Below are 16,822 nucleotides of genomic sequence, written 5' to 3'. Positions count from 1 at the left end.
AGCCATGAGCAAATTTGATGCAGTCTTCGTCGGCCTGACTATTCTCGATATCGCTGGTCGCCCGGTGGTCAGTATTCCGCAGGGTGGCGGGGTGCAGTTTATTGAACAAATCAGGCTTAATCCGGCGGGTACGGCGGCCGGTGCGCTGGTGAATGCGGCAAAACTGGGTATCCGCACCGCCACGGCGGCCTGTCTTGGTGAAGATGAAAAGGCGGAGTTTATTCTTGGCAGCTATCGCCGTCTCGGTATCGACTGCTCGCTAATAAGCCGTACCGCGCGCAAAGAAACCTCGGCGACACTCTTACCGATTCGCCCCAACGGCGAACGCCCGGCGCTGCATTGCCGCGGCGCGTCTGACGAGCTTTTTGTCGATGAGGCTCAGTTTGACGACGTGCTCGATTGCCGCTTTCTGCACCACGGCGGCACCGGTTTGCTGGCGGCGATGGACGGCGGGCAAAGCACGATGTTGCTGGCTGCGGCTAAAGCGCACGGGGTCATTACCAGCTTTGATTTGATCGCGCCGAATGAAAACACGCTTGAGCTTTTACGCCCGCTGCTGCCGTATGTGGATTATTTTATGCCCGCGCTCGAAGAAGCGCAGTTCATCTCAGGGCTGTCCGAGCCTGCCGAAGTAGCGGATTTCTTCCTGAGCCTCGGCGTTGGCTGCTGTATTTTCAAAGACGGAGCCAGCGGCTCGTGGCTGTTCAGCCCTGAGGGCACGCTGCATTTTCCGGCCTATAAAGTGACGGCCAGCGACACTACCGGCTGCGGCGATAGCTACTGCGGCGGGTTTATTGCTGCTCTTGCGCGGGGGCTATCCGTGGAAGAGGCCTGCCGGATTGCGTCGGCAACGGCGGCGCTGGTGGCAACAGGATTAGGATCGGATGCGGGCGTGGTGGACTGGGAACACTTGCAGGATTTTATGGCGACAACGCCGCTGATTGCATAACCGTAAAAACAGGCCCGAAGGCCTGTTTTTTTGTCTTAGCGCCAGGCGTATAGCAGCGGTTCTCCCGCCACAAAACGCTGAAGATCGGCGGCAATCATCGCGGTATGTTTCTGAATGCTTTCGCGTGTGGCCCCGGCAATGTGCGGGGTAATAATGACGTTATTCAGCTCGCTGATGAACGGGTGGTCACGCCACAGCGGCTCCTGGTGATAAACGTCCAGCGCTGCGCCGCCGAGCGGGCCGTGCCGCAGGGCTTCTATCAGGTCGGCTTCTACCACGACCGAGGCGCGGGAAGTGTTAATCAGCTTCGCGCCGGGCTTCATGGTTTGCAGCAGTTTCGCGTTGACCAGCCCATCGCTGTGCGGCCCGCTGCTTAAATGCAGGCTGACAATATCGGCCTCACGGAACAGGGCTTCCAGCGTGGTTTTGTGTAGCCCCGGTTCGTCGATATCTTCGGCGGCAACAAAGGGATCAACCACCAGGATATTCATCCCGAAAGCGCGGGCGATGCGCGCTACTCGGCTGCCAATATTGCCGTAGCCAATCAGCCCCAAAGTCTTGTTGCGCAGCTCGCCGCCTTTAAAGACTTCATACGGACTTTCCGGGCTAACATCCCAGACCACATCTTTGCGCAGGCCTTCCTGAGTATGCTGTTCGGCCTGAGCCTCACGGGTAAATTCCCCGCGTTTCAGGGCGGCATGCGACTGCGGGATATGGCGCATTAAGCCCAGCATCAGGCCCAGGGTCAGCTCTGCGGCGGCGTCCGCATTGCGGCCCGGCGTATAGAGCACTTTAATATTGCGCTCGCGAGCGGCCTGAATATCAACGTTGACCGGGTTAGCGCGGGTACAGGCGATAACCTGTAGCTTCGGGCAGCTGTTAATCACTTCGGCGGTGATGTCGTCATAGCTGGTGACAATCACTTCGGCATCGTGGGCAAGATCGATAATCTGCGCGGCATGAAGTTTTGGCTTGCCGATGGCCCAGCCCTCGACAATCAGCTCTCCGAGCTGGCTGAAGGGGTCAAGACTTCCTGCGTATTCGGCGGTAAAGACGATTTTCATTGTTCGTTATCCTGAGAAACACTCTGTAAAGCCTGGTGTCTGGCCTGCCAGACCGGCTGGAGCTGCTCGCGCAGCAGGCGGAAGACCGGGAACAGCGCCCTGTAGGCGGCATGCGCCTGCGGGTGTGGCCGATAGCGGGTTTGCTCGATGGCCGGGTAATCATTCAGGGCGTGAACGCTACGTGCAGCTAGCAATGCTGCGCCTCTGGCACTAAGTTCATTAAAGTGGCTGGCGATTACGGTTCTGCCGGTGCAGTCGGCAATAATCTGGAGCCACGTTGCCGATGCCGCGCCGCCGCCGGTGAGATAGAGGTCGCCTTCGCTGGAGTAGCCCGCCAGTGAATCAACGATGGCGTAAGCCAGCCCTTCGAAAACCGCACGCTGTAAAGCCGCGCGAGAGGTGTGCTGGTCTACGCCAAAGAATCCTGCGCGGGCGGTCGGGCTGTAAAATGGCGCACGTTCGCCGTTCAGATAAGGCTGCCAGAATACGCCGCCGCTGCCGGGGGGAACGGTGGCAATTTGCCGCTCCAGCTCGACCAGGTCCGGCGTCAGGGAAATATGCTGCTGGAGCCAGTCAATGTTCGGTGTTCCGGCCTGCATCGGGAACAGATTGATAAAACTGCCCGGCTCGGTGTGGGTGACGAAGCGGGTGCCGCTGCTTACCGTCTCGCGGCCGTGGCAAACCACGCCGGTACAGCAGGTGGTGCCGAGAATTGTGTAGATATCGCCGTCATGAATCGCGCCGCAGCCCAGAGCCGCGCTGCATACATCCAGAGCACCGGCGGCGACCGGCGTGCCTGCGGCAAGCCCGCACAGCAATGCAGCCTCTTCGCTCAAGCTGCCCGCCACAGATTCGGGGCGCAGCAGGGGAGGGAATTTTGCCTTCAGCTCGCTAATGCCCAGCGCGTTGAGAGCAAAGTCTGAGAGTTCGCCGCTCGACTGGTTCAGTAATGACGCGCTGGTATCGGTAAGCTCGAGCGCGGCGGCTCCGGTCAGGCGAAAACGGATCCAGTCCTTAGCGAAGAAAATATAGTCGGCGGCGGCGAGGCGTTCCGGCTGGTTACGCTGGAGCCAGCAAAGCTGCAGGCTGGTGTTGCAGGGTTGTAGCTGGGAGCCTGTTTCATCGAACAACGCTTTGTCCAGGCCCGGGGCCAGCAGGAGTTCGTCCATCAGCGCGCGGCTGCGGGTATCGCTCCACAAAATCCCGGGGCTGACCGGGTTGCCGCTGCGGTCGCTAAGCCAGACGCCTTCGCCCTGGCCCGCGAGGCCAATTGCCTTCAGCTCGCCGTGGCGTAGCTCTGGCGAGTCGGCAACCTGGCGCAGCGTGCGCACCACCGATAGCCAGAGCTGCTCCATATCCTGTTCAGCATAGCCCTGAGGGGAGAGTGAAGGTGCGGTTGATTCCGCCGCGCTGGCAACCGCATGAAAATTGCCGTCAAACAGCACGGCTTTTACCCGCGACGTGCCGATATCAATACCCAGGAAATAATCCATACCGCTTGCCCTCGCGCTGGTGAGCCGGAGTCAGAAAGACTAATAATTAATCGCGCTGGTAAAGGCGGCGCTGCATTTCGCACTCAAACAGGAACTCGAGGCCTTCCAGCTGGCGGCGGGCTTCATTCACGTCTTTGCCCCAGCAGGTGAGGCCGTGGCCGCGCAGCAGGAAGCCGTAGTTCAGCGGGTTGTGCTGAGCATATTGCTCGATGCGTTTGGCTAACGCATCGATATCCTGATCGTTGTCGAAGATGGCGATAGGCACGGCGTCGAGGTGCGATTGCTGCCCGGTAAGGGTCTTTTGCATTTCGTAGCCGCTGATGTTCAGGGTGGCGCTTTTTTCAATACGCGACAGCACGGTAGCGTTGACGGTGTGAACGTGGAGCACCACGTTAGCTTCCGGGAACAGGCGATAAACCAAAGTATGCAGCCCGGTTTCCGCCGAAGGTTTGCGGCCTGAAGGCGCCTGGTTTGTGGCAATATCAACTTGCAGGAAGTCTTCACCGGTCAGGCTGCCTTTATCGCGCCCGGACTCGCTTAACCAGCACCACTGCGCGTCCTGACGCACCGACATATTGCCGCCGGTAGCCGGTGCCCAGCCTTTGGCGCCGATCCAATGACAGGTGGTGACTAACTGCCCGAGCCTTTCTTGCCACATACAGGTGTTCCTTATTCTTGTAATTTGTCTGTCTAGCCGTCTAAATGGCCGTTTACATGATGCTATCATTGTGTGAACAGACGGGCAACACTTCCCGCATCGTGAAACGCCAGAAAAATCGCCATTTTGCATTGATGGTATTTGTTATGTTATAACGTAACAAATCAATCTAAAGGTGACTCTTTCTGCTATGACCGTAACGCCCGCGCTTTGCCCAAAAATACTCCCTGATATTCAGTCGCTGAAAGGAGAGCATAGCGACGCCACCCTTTCGTGGGTTGGCATGGAGCAAATAGATCTCCCGGTCGAAATTGCGGGGCGGCCGCTGACGGCGAAAGTGAGCGCGGGGATTAATCTTCTCAGCTCCCCTGAGGCGGAAAAAGGCATTCATATGTCGCGGCTTTACCTGCTGCTGGACGCGCTAACTCAGCAGGAGGTGACGCCTGCCTCGCTGCGTAATTTGCTCGGCGAATTTCTTGTCTCGCACCAGCGTTGCAGCAATATGGCCTCGATAACGCTATCCGGCGATCTGCTGCTGTCGCGTAAATCTCTCACCTCAAACCGCTTCGGCTGGAAGGCCTATCCCGTTCAGGTACAGGCCGAGCGCGGCTCTGATTTCACCGTCACCGTGCGGGTGGGCATTCCTTATTCATCTACCTGCCCGGCCTCGGCGGCGCTGAGCCGCAATCTGGCGCAACAGCAGTTCCAGCTCGACTTTGGCGAGCGTAGCGACCGCCTGTCCGTGGCGGAAGTTGAAGCCTGGCTTGGCGAGCGTGGCATGCCCGGTACGCCCCACAGCCAGAGAAGTTGGGCATGGGTGAGTTGCCGCCTGAAGCCTGATGCCCGGATATTGCCGTTTATTGATGTGATTGATTGCTGCGAAACGGCCTTAGCGACCGCGGTGCAGACGGTAGTCAAACGCGCCGATGAGCAGGCGTTTGCCCTCGCTAACGGGCAGAACCTGATGTTTTGCGAAGACGCGGCCCGCCGCCTGAATCAGGCGCTGCTGGGGAGCGCCTTTTGCTCCGCTTTCGAAGTTCGCGTCGAGCACCAGGAAAGCCTTCATGCCCACAATGCCGTGGCCCGTATTAACTGGACAGGAAATCACTATGCTGCGTAAAAACCCCTCCGGCCACCTCCCGCAGGTTTCGACTAAAGCCTATATCGACCCGACGGCGGTTATCTGTGGCCGGGTGATTATTCATGATTATGTTTATGTCGGCCCGTATGCGGTTATCCGCGCCGACGAGCTGAATGCCGAAGGCGACATGGACCCGATTATCATCCACTCGCATTCCAATATTCAGGACGGCGTGGTTATCCACTCTAAAAGCGGCGCGCCGGTGACCATCGGCAGCGGGACTTCTATTGCTCACCGGGCGATTGTTCACGGCCCTTGCAGGGTTGATGAGCGCGTGTTTATCGGCTTTAACAGCGTGTTGTTCAACTGCCATATCAAAACAGGCTGCGTTATTCGCTATAACGCGGTGGTGGACGGCGTAACGCTGCCCGAGCAAACCTATATCCCTTCTACCGAGCGCGTGGGGCCTGACTCCGAACTTGAAAAATACGCCCGCGTTGACCCGGCTTCGCTGCAATTTTCGGAAGAGGTTGCCAGTACCAACGTCAGGCTGGTGGAAGGCTACCAGCTGCTGCGCAACGAGTTTTGAATAATGACATGGAATAAACAGGGCGGCTTGCCGGAACTTGAGGTCACGCTGCGCTCAATTACGCGCCCGCACGGAGGCCGCTGGCCGGTAGCGATAGATTTTCAGCTGCTTAAAGGAGAGTGCCTCACGGTCATTGGCCCCAACGGCAGCGGGAAAACGTCGCTGCTGCGCGCGCTGAGCCACGAGCTTAAAGCCGAAGGGGAGATAACCTTAGCCGGGCAGCAGCTTGCTTCCCTGCATCCGCTGCTGCGGGCAAAACTTATTGCCGTGATGTCGCAAAACGATGTCCCGGACCTGCGCCTGTCGATTGAGGATTATGTGGCCCTGGGGCGGCTGCCATTCGTGCGCGACATGGCCGAGCCAGCTCACCGCTGCATTGTTTGCGGCGCTATGAAGGAGGCAGGCGTGCTGGGCATGCGCCATAAATCTCTTGCCTGCCTGTCCGGCGGTGAACGGCAGCGCGCTATTCTCGCCCGTACTTTAGCCCAGACCTCACGCTTGCTGCTGCTTGATGAGCCGACCAACCATCTCGATCTCGCCGGGCGGGAAGAGCTGCTGTCGCTGGTTAAAGCCCGTGGAACGACCGTTATTGCGGTGCTGCACGATCTTAATCTTATTGAAGGGTTTGCCGACAAGGTGCTGATTTTGTCGGCGGGCCAGCAGCTTGCTTTTAACGCCCCGGATTCTGCGCTGCGAACCGAGGCTATTCGCCCGGTCTTCGGGCTTGAGAGTTTTACGGTTGCCCATCCAGACAGGCATGGAAAGCGGGTGCGTTTTTTTGAAACTTCACGCCAACACTAACTTTTCAGGGATTATTCACATGCTAAAAACTACCGCAGGCCTGGTGTTCGCCTTTGCATCTGCCACGGCCTTCGCCTCTGGTTTTCCCGTCACTGTCTCCAGCTGCGGTAAGTCCGTGGTATTCACCCAGGCGCCTAAAAGGGCGGTGATTAACGATTTGAATATGTCGGAGATGGCTTTTGCTCTCCATTTACAGCCGCAGATTGTTGGCCTTACCGGCATCTCCGGCTGGTACAAAATGACCCCGGAATTCAGGCAGCAAATGGGGGCGATTCCCGAGCTGGCGCCCAAATACCCGGCGCTGGAAACGCTGCTTGCCGCCGAGCCGGACTTCTTCTTTGCGGGCTGGAATTACGGCATGAAAGTCGGCGGGGATGTTACGCCCGATAGCCTGGCAAAATATGGCATCAAAACGTTTGTGCTCAGCGAAAGCTGCGCCATCTCCGGCGAGAGCAAAAAGAAAGCCAGCATGGAGCTGCTTTATAACGATGAGCTAACGCTCGGCAAAATATTCGGCAAGCAGGAGGCCGCGCAACAGCTGGTGGATGGCTGGAAACGACGGCTGGCCGCGCTCCCTCATGCCCCGGGCGGCAGCCGGGCGAAAGTCTTTGTTTATGACTCCGGGGAAGATAAGCCGTTCACCAGCGGCAAATATGCCATGCCGCAGGCGATAATCGAGGCGGCGGGCGGCCAGAACGCGATGGCCGCCCTGGATACCAGCTGGGGCACGACATCATGGGAAAATGTGGCGGCGACGGAGCCGGATTTTATTATCCTGCTGGATTATCAGACCGGCGGCGGCGCGGATTCGCTGCGCCAGTTCCTTGAGCGCCATCCGCTGATGAAGCTGACTCCGGCGGTAAAAAATCACCGCTATTTGAAGCTGCAATATTCAGAGCTAACGCCCGGCCCGGCGAACATCGGCGCGGTAGAAAAATTGGCTCACGCGCTGTATGCGCCAGGCGCTAACTGATGGCGGTAGCATCGCGCTACTGGACGATCGTTTGCCTGGCCGCGCTGCTGATTCTGCTGTTTTCCGCGCTGAGCCTGACGGAGGGCACGGTTCGGCTTACGCCGCATCAGGTTGTTGCCGCGCTTCATCCCGGTTCGAGCGATATTGCGCCGATGATCCGCAGCATCGTCATGGATATCAGGCTGCCGAGAACGCTGCTTGCGCTGATCGCCGGGGCCGGGCTTGCGGTAGTGGGGGCGCTGCTGCAAACGGCGTCGCGCAACGAACTGGCTGACCCGTTCCTGTTCGGTCTCTCTTCGGGCGCGTCTGCCGGTGCGGTGCTGGTATTTACCCGTTTTGGCGACTTTTTTGGCGCATGGACGTTGCCGGTCGCCGCCTTCTGCGGCGGCCTGATTTCTTCCATCGCGGTGCTTTCGCTATTTCAATTTAAGCGGGAACGCGGGGCGGAAATGCTGATTATCTGCGGGCTGGCGATCTCCTTTTTGTTCGGGGCGTTGACCAGTTATCTGGTGTTCGCCGGTGACCAGCGTACGGCAAGCTCGATACTGTTCTGGTCGCTGGGCGGGCTGGGTTTGGCGCGCTGGGATAATCTGGGCTTTGCCGCCGCGAGCCTGGGGCTGTTGCTGGCTTTTTGCTTACTGAGGTGGCGCGAGCTGGACGGGCTGCTGGCCGGAGACCGAACGGCGTTTTCTCTCGGCATCAATGTTAACCGCCTGCGTACCGAAATTTTTCTCTGCTGCGCTTTTTCAACTTCTCTTCTGGTGGCGCTCACCGGAGTTATCGGTTTTGTCGGGCTGATGGTGCCGCATCTTTGCCGTCATTTTTCCGCGATTAAACACGCAAAACTCTTGCCGCTTTGCGGGCTGGTGGGAGCGGGTTTGCTGTGCGGCGGGGATATACTCAGCCGGGTGCTGGTTGCGCCCCAGGAGTTGCCGATCGGCATTATTACCGCGGGTATTGGCGGCTTTTTTATCGTGGCGATGGTCGCCCGGCGCTAAGGGCGGATGCCGGACAGCATCCGCCTTGAGTTTTAAGCCGTATAGCGTGGAGCCGGAACGCCGGTGCGAGAAGCATCGAATATCGCCAGGCGAGCTTTTTCGTATGCCTCCCAGAGCTTTTCATCGTGCAGCGGCGGCATGGTGATGTTCTCGCCGTTATCCAGCCCAACCAGCGAGGCGTCTACCATCTCTTCGGTGTTCATCACGGAGCCTTCTGGCAGAGCGGTCATCGGCACGCCGGAAAGCTCCCAGATTTCCGTGGCCGTAGCCGCAGGCAGCACGGCCTGAATACGGATATTGGACCCCACAACCTCTTCCTGAAGCCCGCGAGTAAAGTTGAGAACATAGCCTTTGGTGCCGCTATAAACGGCGCTTCCGGCGCGAGCGTGCAGGGAAAGCACCGAGGCAATGTTAATCAGCGTGCCGCTGTTTTCGGCCTGGAATTTTGCCAGTGCCACCAGGCTGAGGCGGGTTAGCGAGGTAATATTCAGCGTAATATCCGCCTGATGCAGCTCTGCGCTCCCTTCGGTAAAGGGGGCCAGATGGGCGGTTCCGGCATTATTGATCAACACGCTGATGCGCTGGTTATCACGCAGTGCCTGCTCAACGGCGACGATCCCTCCTTCGTTTGTCAGATCTGCTTTTAGCGTGGTGACGTGAATGCCGTAGCGCGCCTCCAGCTTCTCCGCCAGTTCGAGCAGGCGATCTTCACGCCGGGCAACCAGCAGCAGGTCGTAACCCCTGGCGGCAAAGCGATCCGCATAAGCAGCACCGATACCGGAAGACGCGCCGGTGATAACCGCGACAGAGTGGGCGTTAGCCATAAAGCACCTCGTAGAATGTTGTGTTGGGTTGATTGGTTTAATAATGAAACCATATTCAGAATCTAGATATATTGGTTCTATAATGCAACCAATTTGGTGGGTATTTTTTGCTTATCTCGGGCGAATACGGCGGTAGAAAAATGAAGCGCCTATATTATCAGGCGCATAGAGAAAATTAGCGGGTCTGAATGGTGATGTCTTCGGCGGCCAGTTCGCGGCCATCTTCGGCCTGCAAAGTGAGTTTGCGAATAGGGCGGCGATGCTGTTTATCGACCAGCACGGTGCAGATTTCGTTTCGATCAAACAGGTTTTTCCCGCCCCACTGGGAAAGCGCGGCAAGCACGGTTTGCAACTCGCGCCCTTTGTCCGTCAAAACATATTCATTCCATGCGCTGCCGTCGGAGGCGGGGCGAACTTCGAGAATGCCGCTCTCTACCAGCTGCTTAAGGCGCTGGGTCAGCATGTTTTTGGCGATCCCGAGGCTTTTTTGAAATTCGCCAAACCGCGCCATGCCGTTTAGCGCATCGCGCACTATCAGCAATGACCACCAGTCGCCGATGACGTCCAGCGTGCGGGCAACCGAGCAGGCGCTGTCTTCGAGGCTTTTGCGTTTCATCTCTTCTCCCGGTGAAGTCGTATGGTTCTATTATAAAACTTTTTCGCCGAAAAGATGAGCGCCAATTTGCTAGCGATAATGGGCCGTCAGCGCCTGTTTTAGCGCGGCTATCAGCCGACGCTTCCATTCCACCGTGGAGGTGCGATATTGCAAAAACAGGCTGCCTTCGGCCTTGTCGCCGGACAGCGGCAAAGTAGAGAGGTGCTGTTTGTCGCTCAGGGTTTCAAACCACGGCGCGGGAACAATCGCCATCAGCGGCGCGCTGCGCAGCGCCGGAGCCAACTGACCGTAATCGCTACAGGTAAAAGCCAGGCGTCGGGCAAGCCCGGCTCGCGCCTGCTGGCGATCCAGCTCGTTGCTGGCCTGCGGCCACGGGTGGCAGTAGAAATGACTGAACTGCCCTAACTCCTCAAACGTTAGCGCTGTTCGTCCTTTAAGCTTGCCGTGTAGCGGCGGGCCATAAACGGCAATCAGGCGCGTGCTGCCAACCCGTTCATAGTGCAGGGCGCTCACGCTTTTTTGGTGATCGCCAATCGCGACCAGTAAATCTATTTTTCCTTCCAGCAGTTCGTCACGCCAGGCGCGCCGTTCAAAGGGCAGGCATTCAATGATTGCCCCCGCCTGGTGTCCTTTGCGCGCCAGCTCCGGCGTGAGAAGCACGTTGAGCGCCGGGGGCAGCACTACGCGAAAGCGCCGCTCCTCGCCATTTTCTTCGCCAAACAGTTCTTCGTTGAGGGAGATAAAAAGCGGAATAAGGCGGTCTTTAATCGCCAGCGCAAAAGGCGTGGGAACCTGTGAATTGCCTTCCCGACGGAATAGAGGATCGCCGAGGGATTCGCGCAGGCGGGCGAGGGCATGGCTTACCGCCGACGGGCTAAGCGCCAGCTTCTGCGCAGTACGGCTGGTGGAGCCGGTGGTGAGCATCACGTACAGCACTTTGAGCAGATTCATATCTAATTGCAGGATGTTCACAAGCTAGCATCTCAATTGCACAGTATTAAATTACCGGAGATTATACTGCGGCTCCTGACAAAAAGGAGAAACCATGAAGCGTTCCACCCTGCTATTTGCCTGCCTGATATCCGCAATTTCCCTCGACGGTTATGCTGCTCTTGATCCGGCTCAGCCGCTTTGTGCCGCGCCGCCGTACGCCTTATTTGAAACGTGGGCTAAACCAGTGAAGCCGTTTCGTATGGCAGAAAACGTCTGGTACGTTGGGACAGAAAACCTCTCTTCAATCCTTATCACTACGCCAAAGGGACATATTCTGGTGGATGGAGCTCTAGACGCCAGCGCCGGGGGGATTAAGCGTAATATCGCCGAACTTGGTTTTGATATCCGCGACGTTCGCTTCATTCTTAACAGCCATGCACGGCTTGACCAGGCCGGAGGCATCGCCAGGCTGAAAGCGTGGAGCGGGGCGCAGGTCATTGCCAGCGTGGCGAATGCAAAACAGCTGGCGCTTGGCGGTAAAGAGGATTTTGCCCTTGGCGACGCGCTGCCTTTCCCTGCGGTAACAGTGGATAAAACGGTGGTCGATGGCGAAACGCTCTCGCTGGGTGGCGTCACGTTCAAAGCTCTGTTAACCCCCGGACATTTGCCGGGGAGCACTTCATGGCTGTTTACCCTGCCGGAGGGTAAAAAGCTGATTTACGCCGATAGCCTGGCAACGCCGGATTATTATCTGGTGAACAACAAAAACTACCCGACGCTGGTAAGCGATATCCGGGGGAGTTTTGCCACACTTGCCGCGCAGCAGGTGGATATTTTTGTCGCTAATAAAGGGGAGCGCTTTGCTCTCGCCGCTAAGCAGGCCAAACTTGCCGCCGGAGATAGCAATGCATTTATCGACCGGACTGGTTTACAACGCTATGTGGATCAATCTCGCCAGCGCTTTGAATTACAGCTGAAACAACAAACGGAACAATAGGACTTTTTGCGATCCGGCAGGCAGGAGGAGTGTCATTTTTCTGTCACAATATATTCTTTACAATTCGTTAATCACTCCCTGAGGAATAAGTAATGAAGAAGAAAATTGTCGCCTCATTGCTTGCCATCGCCTGTATTGCCCCGGGCGTGGCAAAAGCGGAAGCCGCGCCGGAAGGTTACCAATTGCAGCAGGTGCTGCTGATGAGCCGCCATAACCTGCGCGCCCCACTGGCCAACAACGGCAGCGTGCTGGAGCAGTCTACGGCTCAGTCCTGGCCGGAGTGGGACGTACCTGGCGGGCAGCTCACCACCAAAGGCGGCGTGCTGGAAGTCTATATGGGCCACTACGTGCGCGAATGGCTGGCGGACCAGAAGCTGGTGACCAGCGGCGAATGCCCGGCGCCGGAAAGCGTTTATGCCTATGCCAACAGCCTGCAACGTACCGTTGCGACAGCCCAATTCTTTATTACCGGCGCCTTCCCGGGCTGCGACGTACCGGTGCACCATCAGGAAAAGATGGGCACCATGGACCCGGTGTTTAACCCGGTTATCACCAATGCATCGGCTGAGTTTAAAGAGAAAGCGGTGCAGGCGATGGAAAAACAGCGCACCGAATACAAGCTGACCGACAGTTATAAACTGCTGGAGCAGATTGTTAGCTTCAAAGACTCGCCGACCTGCAAAGAAAAACAGCAGTGCGATTTAACCGGGCCGAAAGATCAATTCAGCGCCAATGCGACCCAGGAGCCGGGCGTCAACGGCCCGCTGAAAACCGGGAATGCGCTGGTGGATGCTTTCACGCTGCAATACTACGAAGGTTTCCCGATGGACCAGGTGGCCTGGGGAAAAATCAAAACCGCCGAGCAGTGGCGCGTGCTTTCCCAATTGAAAAACGGCTACCAGGACACGTTGTTTACCTCGCCGGAAGTGGCTCGTAACGTGGCTGCGCCGCTGGTGAAATACATTCAGAACGCGCTGACGAGTAAAGAAGCGGCCACCGGGCCGAAAGTGACGCTGATGGTCGGCCATGACTCGAATATCGCCTCTCTGTTAACTGCTTTGCAGTTTAAGCCTTATCAGCTGCCGGGGCAGTATGAGCGCACGCCAATCGGCGGCAACATTATGTTCCAGCGCTGGCACGACAAGAACAACAACCGCGACCTGCTGAAAGTGGAATACGTTTACCAGAGCGCAGAGCAACTGCGTAACGGCGAGGTATTAACTCTCCAGCATCCGCCAAAACGCGTCACTTTGCAGCTGGAAGGCTGCCCGACCGATGCGAACGGTTACTGCTCGTGGGATAAATTTAGCGAAGTGCTTAGCCAGGCTGTGAAGTAAAACTCAAATCTGCCCCCGGAGCCGGGGGCAGAACGCGCGGTCAAACGTTTTTACGCTCTATGGTTTGCTCTCCCCAGAACAGGGAGTCCTTATCCGTTTTGGCAAAGGCAAGCGGCAGCACCTCGTCGCTTCCTTCTTCCCAGATTTTTTCAGCTAGCTTTTCATCATATTTCGCCAGCTCAAAAATGGCTTCTGCAATCTCCGGTGAAGTATTGCGTAAGCTTGCCCACTCGCCTACGTGATGCGCTTTCGCTTGTGTCGATGTCATGCGAACCTCCAGAACTTAACCTTTGAGTTTTACCGCCAGGCCTGCCACGTATTCACCCTGATAGCGGGCGATGGCCAGCTCTTCCTGGCTTGGCTGGCGTGAACCGTCGGCACCGGCAATGGTTGTCGCGCCGTAGGGCGTGCCGCCGTGAACCTGAGAGACATCAAACAGCTCCTGCGCGGCGTAGCCGATAGGCACAATCACCATTCCGTGATGAGCAAGGGTAGTCCATGTTGACGAGATTGTGTGTTCCTGGCCGCCGCCGGTTCCGGTAGAACTGAAAACGCTGGCAAGTTTGCCGTAAAGCGCGCCGGAGGCCCAAAGCCCGCCGGTTTGATCGAGGAAGGTTCGCATTTGCCCGGCCATATTGCCAAAGCGGGTAGGGGTGCCGAAGATAATTGCATCGTAGTCGGCAAGCTCTTGCGGGGTAGCGACCGGCGCGGTGTGGGTTTTACCGCCTGCTTTAGCAAAGGCCTCGGGTGCCATGGTTTCGGGGACTCGCTTTACCGTTACTTCGGCGCGATCGATTTTTTGCGCACCTTCCGCCACGGCTTTGGCCATGGTTTCGATGTGTCCATACATTGAATAATAAAGCACCAGAACTTTAGCCATCTTGCTTCACTCCTCAGTTGAACTGCAGTTTTTGTCTGCGTTCCTTTAAAGATATGACCTGTGGGCGAGAGTGCAAACCTGACTGGCTTTTCTATGATATATCACAAACGGCGGTGACTATTATTTTGACTCAGGATGGGCTGCCTATCGTTTTAGCACTGAATCGGTTGACGTATTTGCCAGTGGCCGCTTAAAATTACACCAACTTTAAGCAGCTGATTTCATTCAGGCAAACCGGGGAGGTAGAGATGGCAATTACCAGCAGTATGTTTGGCCGTACTATCCTGACGGGTAAAGACGCCGAACAAATGCTCAGGCAAATGAGCAATTCTAAACCCAATGAAAATGCGAAGCGTTCGTTACAGGAGGCTCGCGCCTTACGTGAAAAAATGTCTAAACCTGGATAATTTCACCTTATTAGAGTGTTAGCGACATGGATGATGCGGCACGGGCTGACCTTAAAATCTTACCTTTAAATCAATTTCATCATCACAAAAATTTCAAGAGCGGTGGTGAGCAGTTCCAGCCTCTAAAGACTTTCCTCCAACAAGATGCTCTCCTGTTTCAGGATGCATGTATCGCTCAGAGCTACGTGGTTATTGATGATAATGCACGCATTGATAAGACTAAAAATAAGTATTTTTTTCCTTATAGAGTATTGGGTTACATCACTCTGACCTGTAGCCAGGTTAACTTAAAGGATTATCACCTCGGGGATTGCGCGCGAGCTGAAAGATATGAGTTTCTCCCTGCGGTAAAGATTGCCCGTTTGGTGGTAGATGCGAGAAGCCGGGGATTGGGCATTGGCGCTATGCTTTTTGGTTTTGCCTTATCAATGTCGTTAGATGATATCCGTCCGCTGGTTGGTTGCAGGTTTCTAATTACGGATTCCAAAAGGAATGCTATGGACTTCTATAACCGACAAGGAATGGAATTACTTGATACAGAGGAAAACCATTCGGCAAAGCATCCCATCATGTTTGTAGATCTGCACACGCTGCTGTAATTAACTTATAAAGTTCAAATCGTTATACCGCCCTGCAAACCTGACTGGCTTTTCCTTGATATATCACAAGCGGGAGCAGCATGGCTGCCCTGTAGCATCAGCTCACATTTTTTAGCCTGTTTTTTAATCAGGGATAAGAGGGCCTTATGGCCGCAAAGCGGAGAGCCGGTCGGTTTTCGCCGACGCGATGTTTCCAAATGTTGCTGATGGCCGGGCAGGAGGCTGAGCTGCACTAGACTTAGTTCCACGCGGTGACAATAACGGCCAGTCCGTTTTGCCGCGCGGTGAAAGAATCCTCTTTTATCGAATGCAAAATGATGTCCTATATCCGGAGGTTAGAAATGGCAAACCATCGTGGTGGTTCAGGTAATTTCGCTGAAAACCGTGAAAGAGCATCAGAAGCAGGTCGTAAAGGTGGTCAGCACAGCGGCGGTAATTTCAAAAACGATCCGCAGCGCGCCTCAGAAGCTGGCCAGAAAGGGGGCAAAAACAGCCACGGCAGCAGCAAAAGCAAGTAGCCGCAGCTTCTCCAGATGCATGATGGATCAATCCTCATGCTGAATTTGCCCTGACCGCCGGTTTTCCGGCGGTTTTTTTGTTTCCCCGTTGCAACAAAATGTGACTGGCCGCAGTATAGAGCCTCAACTCTTATTTTGATGTTCCCGGTCCCGTTCATGTCTGCGCCATTAAGCCGTTATAAATTTTCCGTTAAGCCGCAAGAAGGCCTGCTGATCCTGATAACCATGTTCTGGGGCGGGACGTTCCTTGCCGTTCAGTACGCCATGACGATGAGCGATCCATTCTTCTTTGTCGGCCTGCGTTTCGCTACTGCCGCCGCTGCGGTGGGGCTGCTGTCGTTAAAATCGCTACGCGGCTTAACCTGGCTGGAGATTAAAGCGGGGGTGATGATTGGCGTCGCCATCGCCATCGGTTATAGCATGCAGACCTGGGGGTTACAGACCATTCCCAGCAGTAAATCGGCCTTTATTACCGCGATGTATGTGCCGGTGGTTCCGCTATTACAGTGGCTCTGCCTTGGCCGTATGCCGGGGCTGATGTCGTGGATTGGCGTGGTTCTGGCGTTTATCGGACTTATTTTTCTTGCCGGGCCGGAAGGCACCAGCCTGGCGCTGGGTGCCGGGGAAATCATCACGCTTATCGGCGCGGTTGCGATTGCCGCAGAAATTATTCTGATTAGCGCCTGGGCGGGCAAGGTGGATATTAAACGGGTGACCGTGGTTCAGCTGGCTACCGCTTCGCTGGTCTCTTTTGCCGCAATGGTTCCGGCGGGCGAGAGCGTGCCGACGTTCTCGCCGGGACTGGTGATTATTGCTCTGGGACTGGGTATTTTCAGCGCCATTATTCAGGTCACGATGAACTGGGCGCAGCGCAGCGTTTCGCCAACCCGGGCGACCGTAATTTATACCGGCGAGCCGGTTTGGGCCGGCATCTTCGGGCGTATTGCGGGCGAGCGCCTGCCGGTACTGGCGCTGGTGGGGGCGGCGCTTATCGTGCTTGGCGTACTGGTGAGCGAGCTGAAGCTAAAGCGTAAGAAAGCGGCAGTTAAGCCCCAGGGCTGGAAGGAAGATACCGGAGACGAGAGCGCCTGAGCTATAATTCATG

General features: G+C 56.3%; 20 protein-coding genes. 12 read left to right on the top strand and 8 right to left on the bottom strand.

Annotated elements, in window-relative coordinates:
• Positions 1-4 precede the first annotated feature (4 nt).
• A complete protein-coding gene (locus FOC35_RS01045; protein WP_172567889.1) occupies positions 5-949 on the top strand; it encodes a carbohydrate kinase family protein in 945 nt (314 codons plus the stop codon).
• Positions 950-984: 35 nt separating this feature from the next.
• Here FOC35_RS01045 and FOC35_RS01040 read toward each other — a convergent pair whose 3' ends face one another.
• The 3 genes from FOC35_RS01040 to FOC35_RS01030 are packed head-to-tail and all read right to left on the bottom strand — an operon-like array spanning position 985 to position 4,164.
• Positions 985-2,013, bottom strand: a complete 1,029-nt coding sequence (locus FOC35_RS01040; protein WP_172567888.1) for an NAD(P)-dependent oxidoreductase — start codon at positions 2,011-2,013, stop codon at positions 985-987.
• Complete coding sequence (locus FOC35_RS01035) at positions 2,010-3,506, bottom strand: FGGY-family carbohydrate kinase (protein WP_172567887.1); 1,497 nt, start codon at positions 3,504-3,506, stop codon at positions 2,010-2,012. The genes FOC35_RS01040 and FOC35_RS01035 overlap by 4 nt, the downstream gene beginning before the upstream one ends.
• 46 nt (positions 3,507-3,552) lie before the next feature.
• A complete protein-coding gene (locus tag FOC35_RS01030; protein WP_172567886.1) occupies positions 3,553-4,164 on the bottom strand; it encodes a methylthioribulose 1-phosphate dehydratase in 612 nt (203 codons plus the stop codon).
• Positions 4,165-4,354: 190 nt separating this feature from the next.
• Here FOC35_RS01030 and folE2 point away from each other — a divergent pair, with 190 nt between their 5' ends.
• From folE2 to FOC35_RS01005, 5 genes are read left to right on the top strand one after another with little or no spacing between them, the layout of a single operon-like run.
• Positions 4,355-5,284, top strand: coding sequence for a GTP cyclohydrolase FolE2 (folE2, locus tag FOC35_RS01025; RefSeq protein ID WP_172567885.1), 930 nt, complete (start codon positions 4,355-4,357; stop codon positions 5,282-5,284).
• Positions 5,274-5,834 (top strand): transferase, encoded by a 561-nt coding sequence (locus FOC35_RS01020; protein WP_016535755.1) that lies wholly within the window; start codon positions 5,274-5,276, stop codon positions 5,832-5,834. The genes folE2 and FOC35_RS01020 overlap by 11 nt, the downstream gene beginning before the upstream one ends.
• Before the next feature lie 3 nt (positions 5,835-5,837).
• The gene (locus FOC35_RS01015; protein WP_172567884.1) at positions 5,838-6,635 is read left to right on the top strand and encodes an ABC transporter ATP-binding protein; all 798 of its coding nucleotides are present in this window, start codon (positions 5,838-5,840) and stop codon (positions 6,633-6,635) included.
• A gap of 19 nt (positions 6,636-6,654) precedes the next feature.
• On the top strand, positions 6,655-7,608 hold the full coding sequence (locus FOC35_RS01010; protein WP_172567883.1) for an ABC transporter substrate-binding protein: 954 nt from the start codon (positions 6,655-6,657) through the stop codon (positions 7,606-7,608).
• On the top strand, positions 7,608-8,606 hold the full coding sequence (locus tag FOC35_RS01005; RefSeq protein WP_172567882.1) for an iron ABC transporter permease: 999 nt from the start codon (positions 7,608-7,610) through the stop codon (positions 8,604-8,606). The genes FOC35_RS01010 and FOC35_RS01005 overlap by 1 nt, the downstream gene beginning before the upstream one ends.
• Before the next feature lie 32 nt (positions 8,607-8,638).
• Here FOC35_RS01005 and FOC35_RS01000 read toward each other — a convergent pair whose 3' ends face one another.
• From FOC35_RS01000 to FOC35_RS00990, 3 genes are all read right to left on the bottom strand, one after another.
• Positions 8,639-9,430 carry an SDR family oxidoreductase gene (locus FOC35_RS01000; protein ID WP_172567881.1) on the bottom strand — a complete coding sequence of 264 codons (792 nt, stop codon included), beginning with the start codon at positions 9,428-9,430 and terminating at the stop codon, positions 8,639-8,641.
• A 175-nt stretch (positions 9,431-9,605) separates the two neighbouring features.
• Positions 9,606-10,046 (bottom strand): helix-turn-helix domain-containing protein, encoded by a 441-nt coding sequence (locus FOC35_RS00995; RefSeq protein ID WP_172567880.1) that lies wholly within the window; start codon positions 10,044-10,046, stop codon positions 9,606-9,608.
• Positions 10,047-10,115: 69 nt separating this feature from the next.
• Positions 10,116-11,018 (bottom strand): LysR family transcriptional regulator, encoded by a 903-nt coding sequence (locus FOC35_RS00990; protein ID WP_172567879.1) that lies wholly within the window; start codon positions 11,016-11,018, stop codon positions 10,116-10,118.
• A gap of 73 nt (positions 11,019-11,091) precedes the next feature.
• Between FOC35_RS00990 and FOC35_RS00985 the strand changes: the two genes are divergently transcribed.
• Both FOC35_RS00985 and agp read left to right on the top strand, forming a co-directional pair.
• Positions 11,092-11,976 carry an HARLDQ motif MBL-fold protein gene (locus tag FOC35_RS00985; protein ID WP_172567878.1) on the top strand — a complete coding sequence of 295 codons (885 nt, stop codon included), beginning with the start codon at positions 11,092-11,094 and terminating at the stop codon, positions 11,974-11,976.
• Positions 11,977-12,068: 92 nt separating this feature from the next.
• Positions 12,069-13,313, top strand: a complete 1,245-nt coding sequence (gene agp, locus FOC35_RS00980) for a bifunctional glucose-1-phosphatase/inositol phosphatase (protein ID WP_172567877.1) — start codon at positions 12,069-12,071, stop codon at positions 13,311-13,313.
• 40 nt (positions 13,314-13,353) lie between these two features.
• Here the strand turns inward: agp and FOC35_RS00975 are convergent, their stop codons facing one another.
• Positions 13,354-13,581 (bottom strand): YccJ family protein, encoded by a 228-nt coding sequence (locus FOC35_RS00975; protein WP_016535764.1) that lies wholly within the window; start codon positions 13,579-13,581, stop codon positions 13,354-13,356.
• Between the two features lie 15 nt (positions 13,582-13,596).
• The gene (wrbA, locus tag FOC35_RS00970) at positions 13,597-14,193 is read right to left on the bottom strand and encodes an NAD(P)H:quinone oxidoreductase (RefSeq protein WP_016535765.1); all 597 of its coding nucleotides are present in this window, start codon (positions 14,191-14,193) and stop codon (positions 13,597-13,599) included.
• A 248-nt stretch (positions 14,194-14,441) separates the two neighbouring features.
• Here wrbA and FOC35_RS00965 point away from each other — a divergent pair, with 248 nt between their 5' ends.
• From FOC35_RS00965 to FOC35_RS00950, 4 genes are all read left to right on the top strand, one after another.
• The gene (locus FOC35_RS00965) at positions 14,442-14,600 is read left to right on the top strand and encodes a hypothetical protein (protein WP_172567876.1); all 159 of its coding nucleotides are present in this window, start codon (positions 14,442-14,444) and stop codon (positions 14,598-14,600) included.
• Between the two features lie 26 nt (positions 14,601-14,626).
• Positions 14,627-15,199 carry a GNAT family N-acetyltransferase gene (locus FOC35_RS00960; protein ID WP_172567875.1) on the top strand — a complete coding sequence of 191 codons (573 nt, stop codon included), beginning with the start codon at positions 14,627-14,629 and terminating at the stop codon, positions 15,197-15,199.
• Between the two features lie 341 nt (positions 15,200-15,540).
• On the top strand, positions 15,541-15,717 hold the full coding sequence (locus FOC35_RS00955; protein WP_016535769.1) for a general stress protein: 177 nt from the start codon (positions 15,541-15,543) through the stop codon (positions 15,715-15,717).
• A gap of 156 nt (positions 15,718-15,873) precedes the next feature.
• Complete coding sequence (locus FOC35_RS00950; RefSeq protein ID WP_172567874.1) at positions 15,874-16,809, top strand: DMT family transporter; 936 nt, start codon at positions 15,874-15,876, stop codon at positions 16,807-16,809.
• Positions 16,810-16,822 lie beyond the last annotated feature (13 nt).

The organism is Cedecea sp. FDAARGOS_727 (genome assembly GCF_012273235.1).
Lineage (GTDB): Bacteria > Pseudomonadota > Gammaproteobacteria > Enterobacterales > Enterobacteriaceae > Cedecea > Cedecea davisae.
This window is presented reverse-complemented; position numbering and strand designations above follow the sequence as displayed.

Bases quoted from the DNA above. Each gene is read 5' to 3' on its own strand.
- FOC35_RS01045 (WP_172567889.1), top strand. From the start codon at position 5: ATGAGCAAATTTGATGCAGTCTTCGTCGGCCTGACTATTCTCGATATC.
- FOC35_RS01040 (WP_172567888.1), bottom strand. From the start codon at position 2,013: ATGAAAATCGTCTTTACCGCCGAATACGCAGGAAGTCTTGACCCCTTC.
- FOC35_RS01035 (WP_172567887.1), bottom strand. From the start codon at position 3,506: ATGGATTATTTCCTGGGTATTGATATCGGCACGTCGCGGGTAAAAGCC.
- FOC35_RS01030 (WP_172567886.1), bottom strand. From the start codon at position 4,164: ATGTGGCAAGAAAGGCTCGGGCAGTTAGTCACCACCTGTCATTGGATC.
- folE2 (WP_172567885.1), top strand. From the start codon at position 4,355: ATGACCGTAACGCCCGCGCTTTGCCCAAAAATACTCCCTGATATTCAG.
- FOC35_RS01020 (WP_016535755.1), top strand. From the start codon at position 5,274: ATGCTGCGTAAAAACCCCTCCGGCCACCTCCCGCAGGTTTCGACTAAA.
- FOC35_RS01015 (WP_172567884.1), top strand. From the start codon at position 5,838: ATGACATGGAATAAACAGGGCGGCTTGCCGGAACTTGAGGTCACGCTG.
- FOC35_RS01010 (WP_172567883.1), top strand. From the start codon at position 6,655: ATGCTAAAAACTACCGCAGGCCTGGTGTTCGCCTTTGCATCTGCCACG.
- FOC35_RS01005 (WP_172567882.1), top strand. From the start codon at position 7,608: ATGGCGGTAGCATCGCGCTACTGGACGATCGTTTGCCTGGCCGCGCTG.
- FOC35_RS01000 (WP_172567881.1), bottom strand. From the start codon at position 9,430: ATGGCTAACGCCCACTCTGTCGCGGTTATCACCGGCGCGTCTTCCGGT.
- FOC35_RS00995 (WP_172567880.1), bottom strand. From the start codon at position 10,046: ATGAAACGCAAAAGCCTCGAAGACAGCGCCTGCTCGGTTGCCCGCACG.
- FOC35_RS00985 (WP_172567878.1), top strand. From the start codon at position 11,092: ATGAAGCGTTCCACCCTGCTATTTGCCTGCCTGATATCCGCAATTTCC.
- agp (WP_172567877.1), top strand. From the start codon at position 12,069: ATGAAGAAGAAAATTGTCGCCTCATTGCTTGCCATCGCCTGTATTGCC.
- FOC35_RS00975 (WP_016535764.1), bottom strand. From the start codon at position 13,581: ATGACATCGACACAAGCGAAAGCGCATCACGTAGGCGAGTGGGCAAGC.
- wrbA (WP_016535765.1), bottom strand. From the start codon at position 14,193: ATGGCTAAAGTTCTGGTGCTTTATTATTCAATGTATGGACACATCGAA.
- FOC35_RS00965 (WP_172567876.1), top strand. From the start codon at position 14,442: ATGGCAATTACCAGCAGTATGTTTGGCCGTACTATCCTGACGGGTAAA.
- FOC35_RS00960 (WP_172567875.1), top strand. From the start codon at position 14,627: ATGGATGATGCGGCACGGGCTGACCTTAAAATCTTACCTTTAAATCAA.
- FOC35_RS00955 (WP_016535769.1), top strand. From the start codon at position 15,541: ATGGCAAACCATCGTGGTGGTTCAGGTAATTTCGCTGAAAACCGTGAA.
- FOC35_RS00950 (WP_172567874.1), top strand. From the start codon at position 15,874: ATGTCTGCGCCATTAAGCCGTTATAAATTTTCCGTTAAGCCGCAAGAA.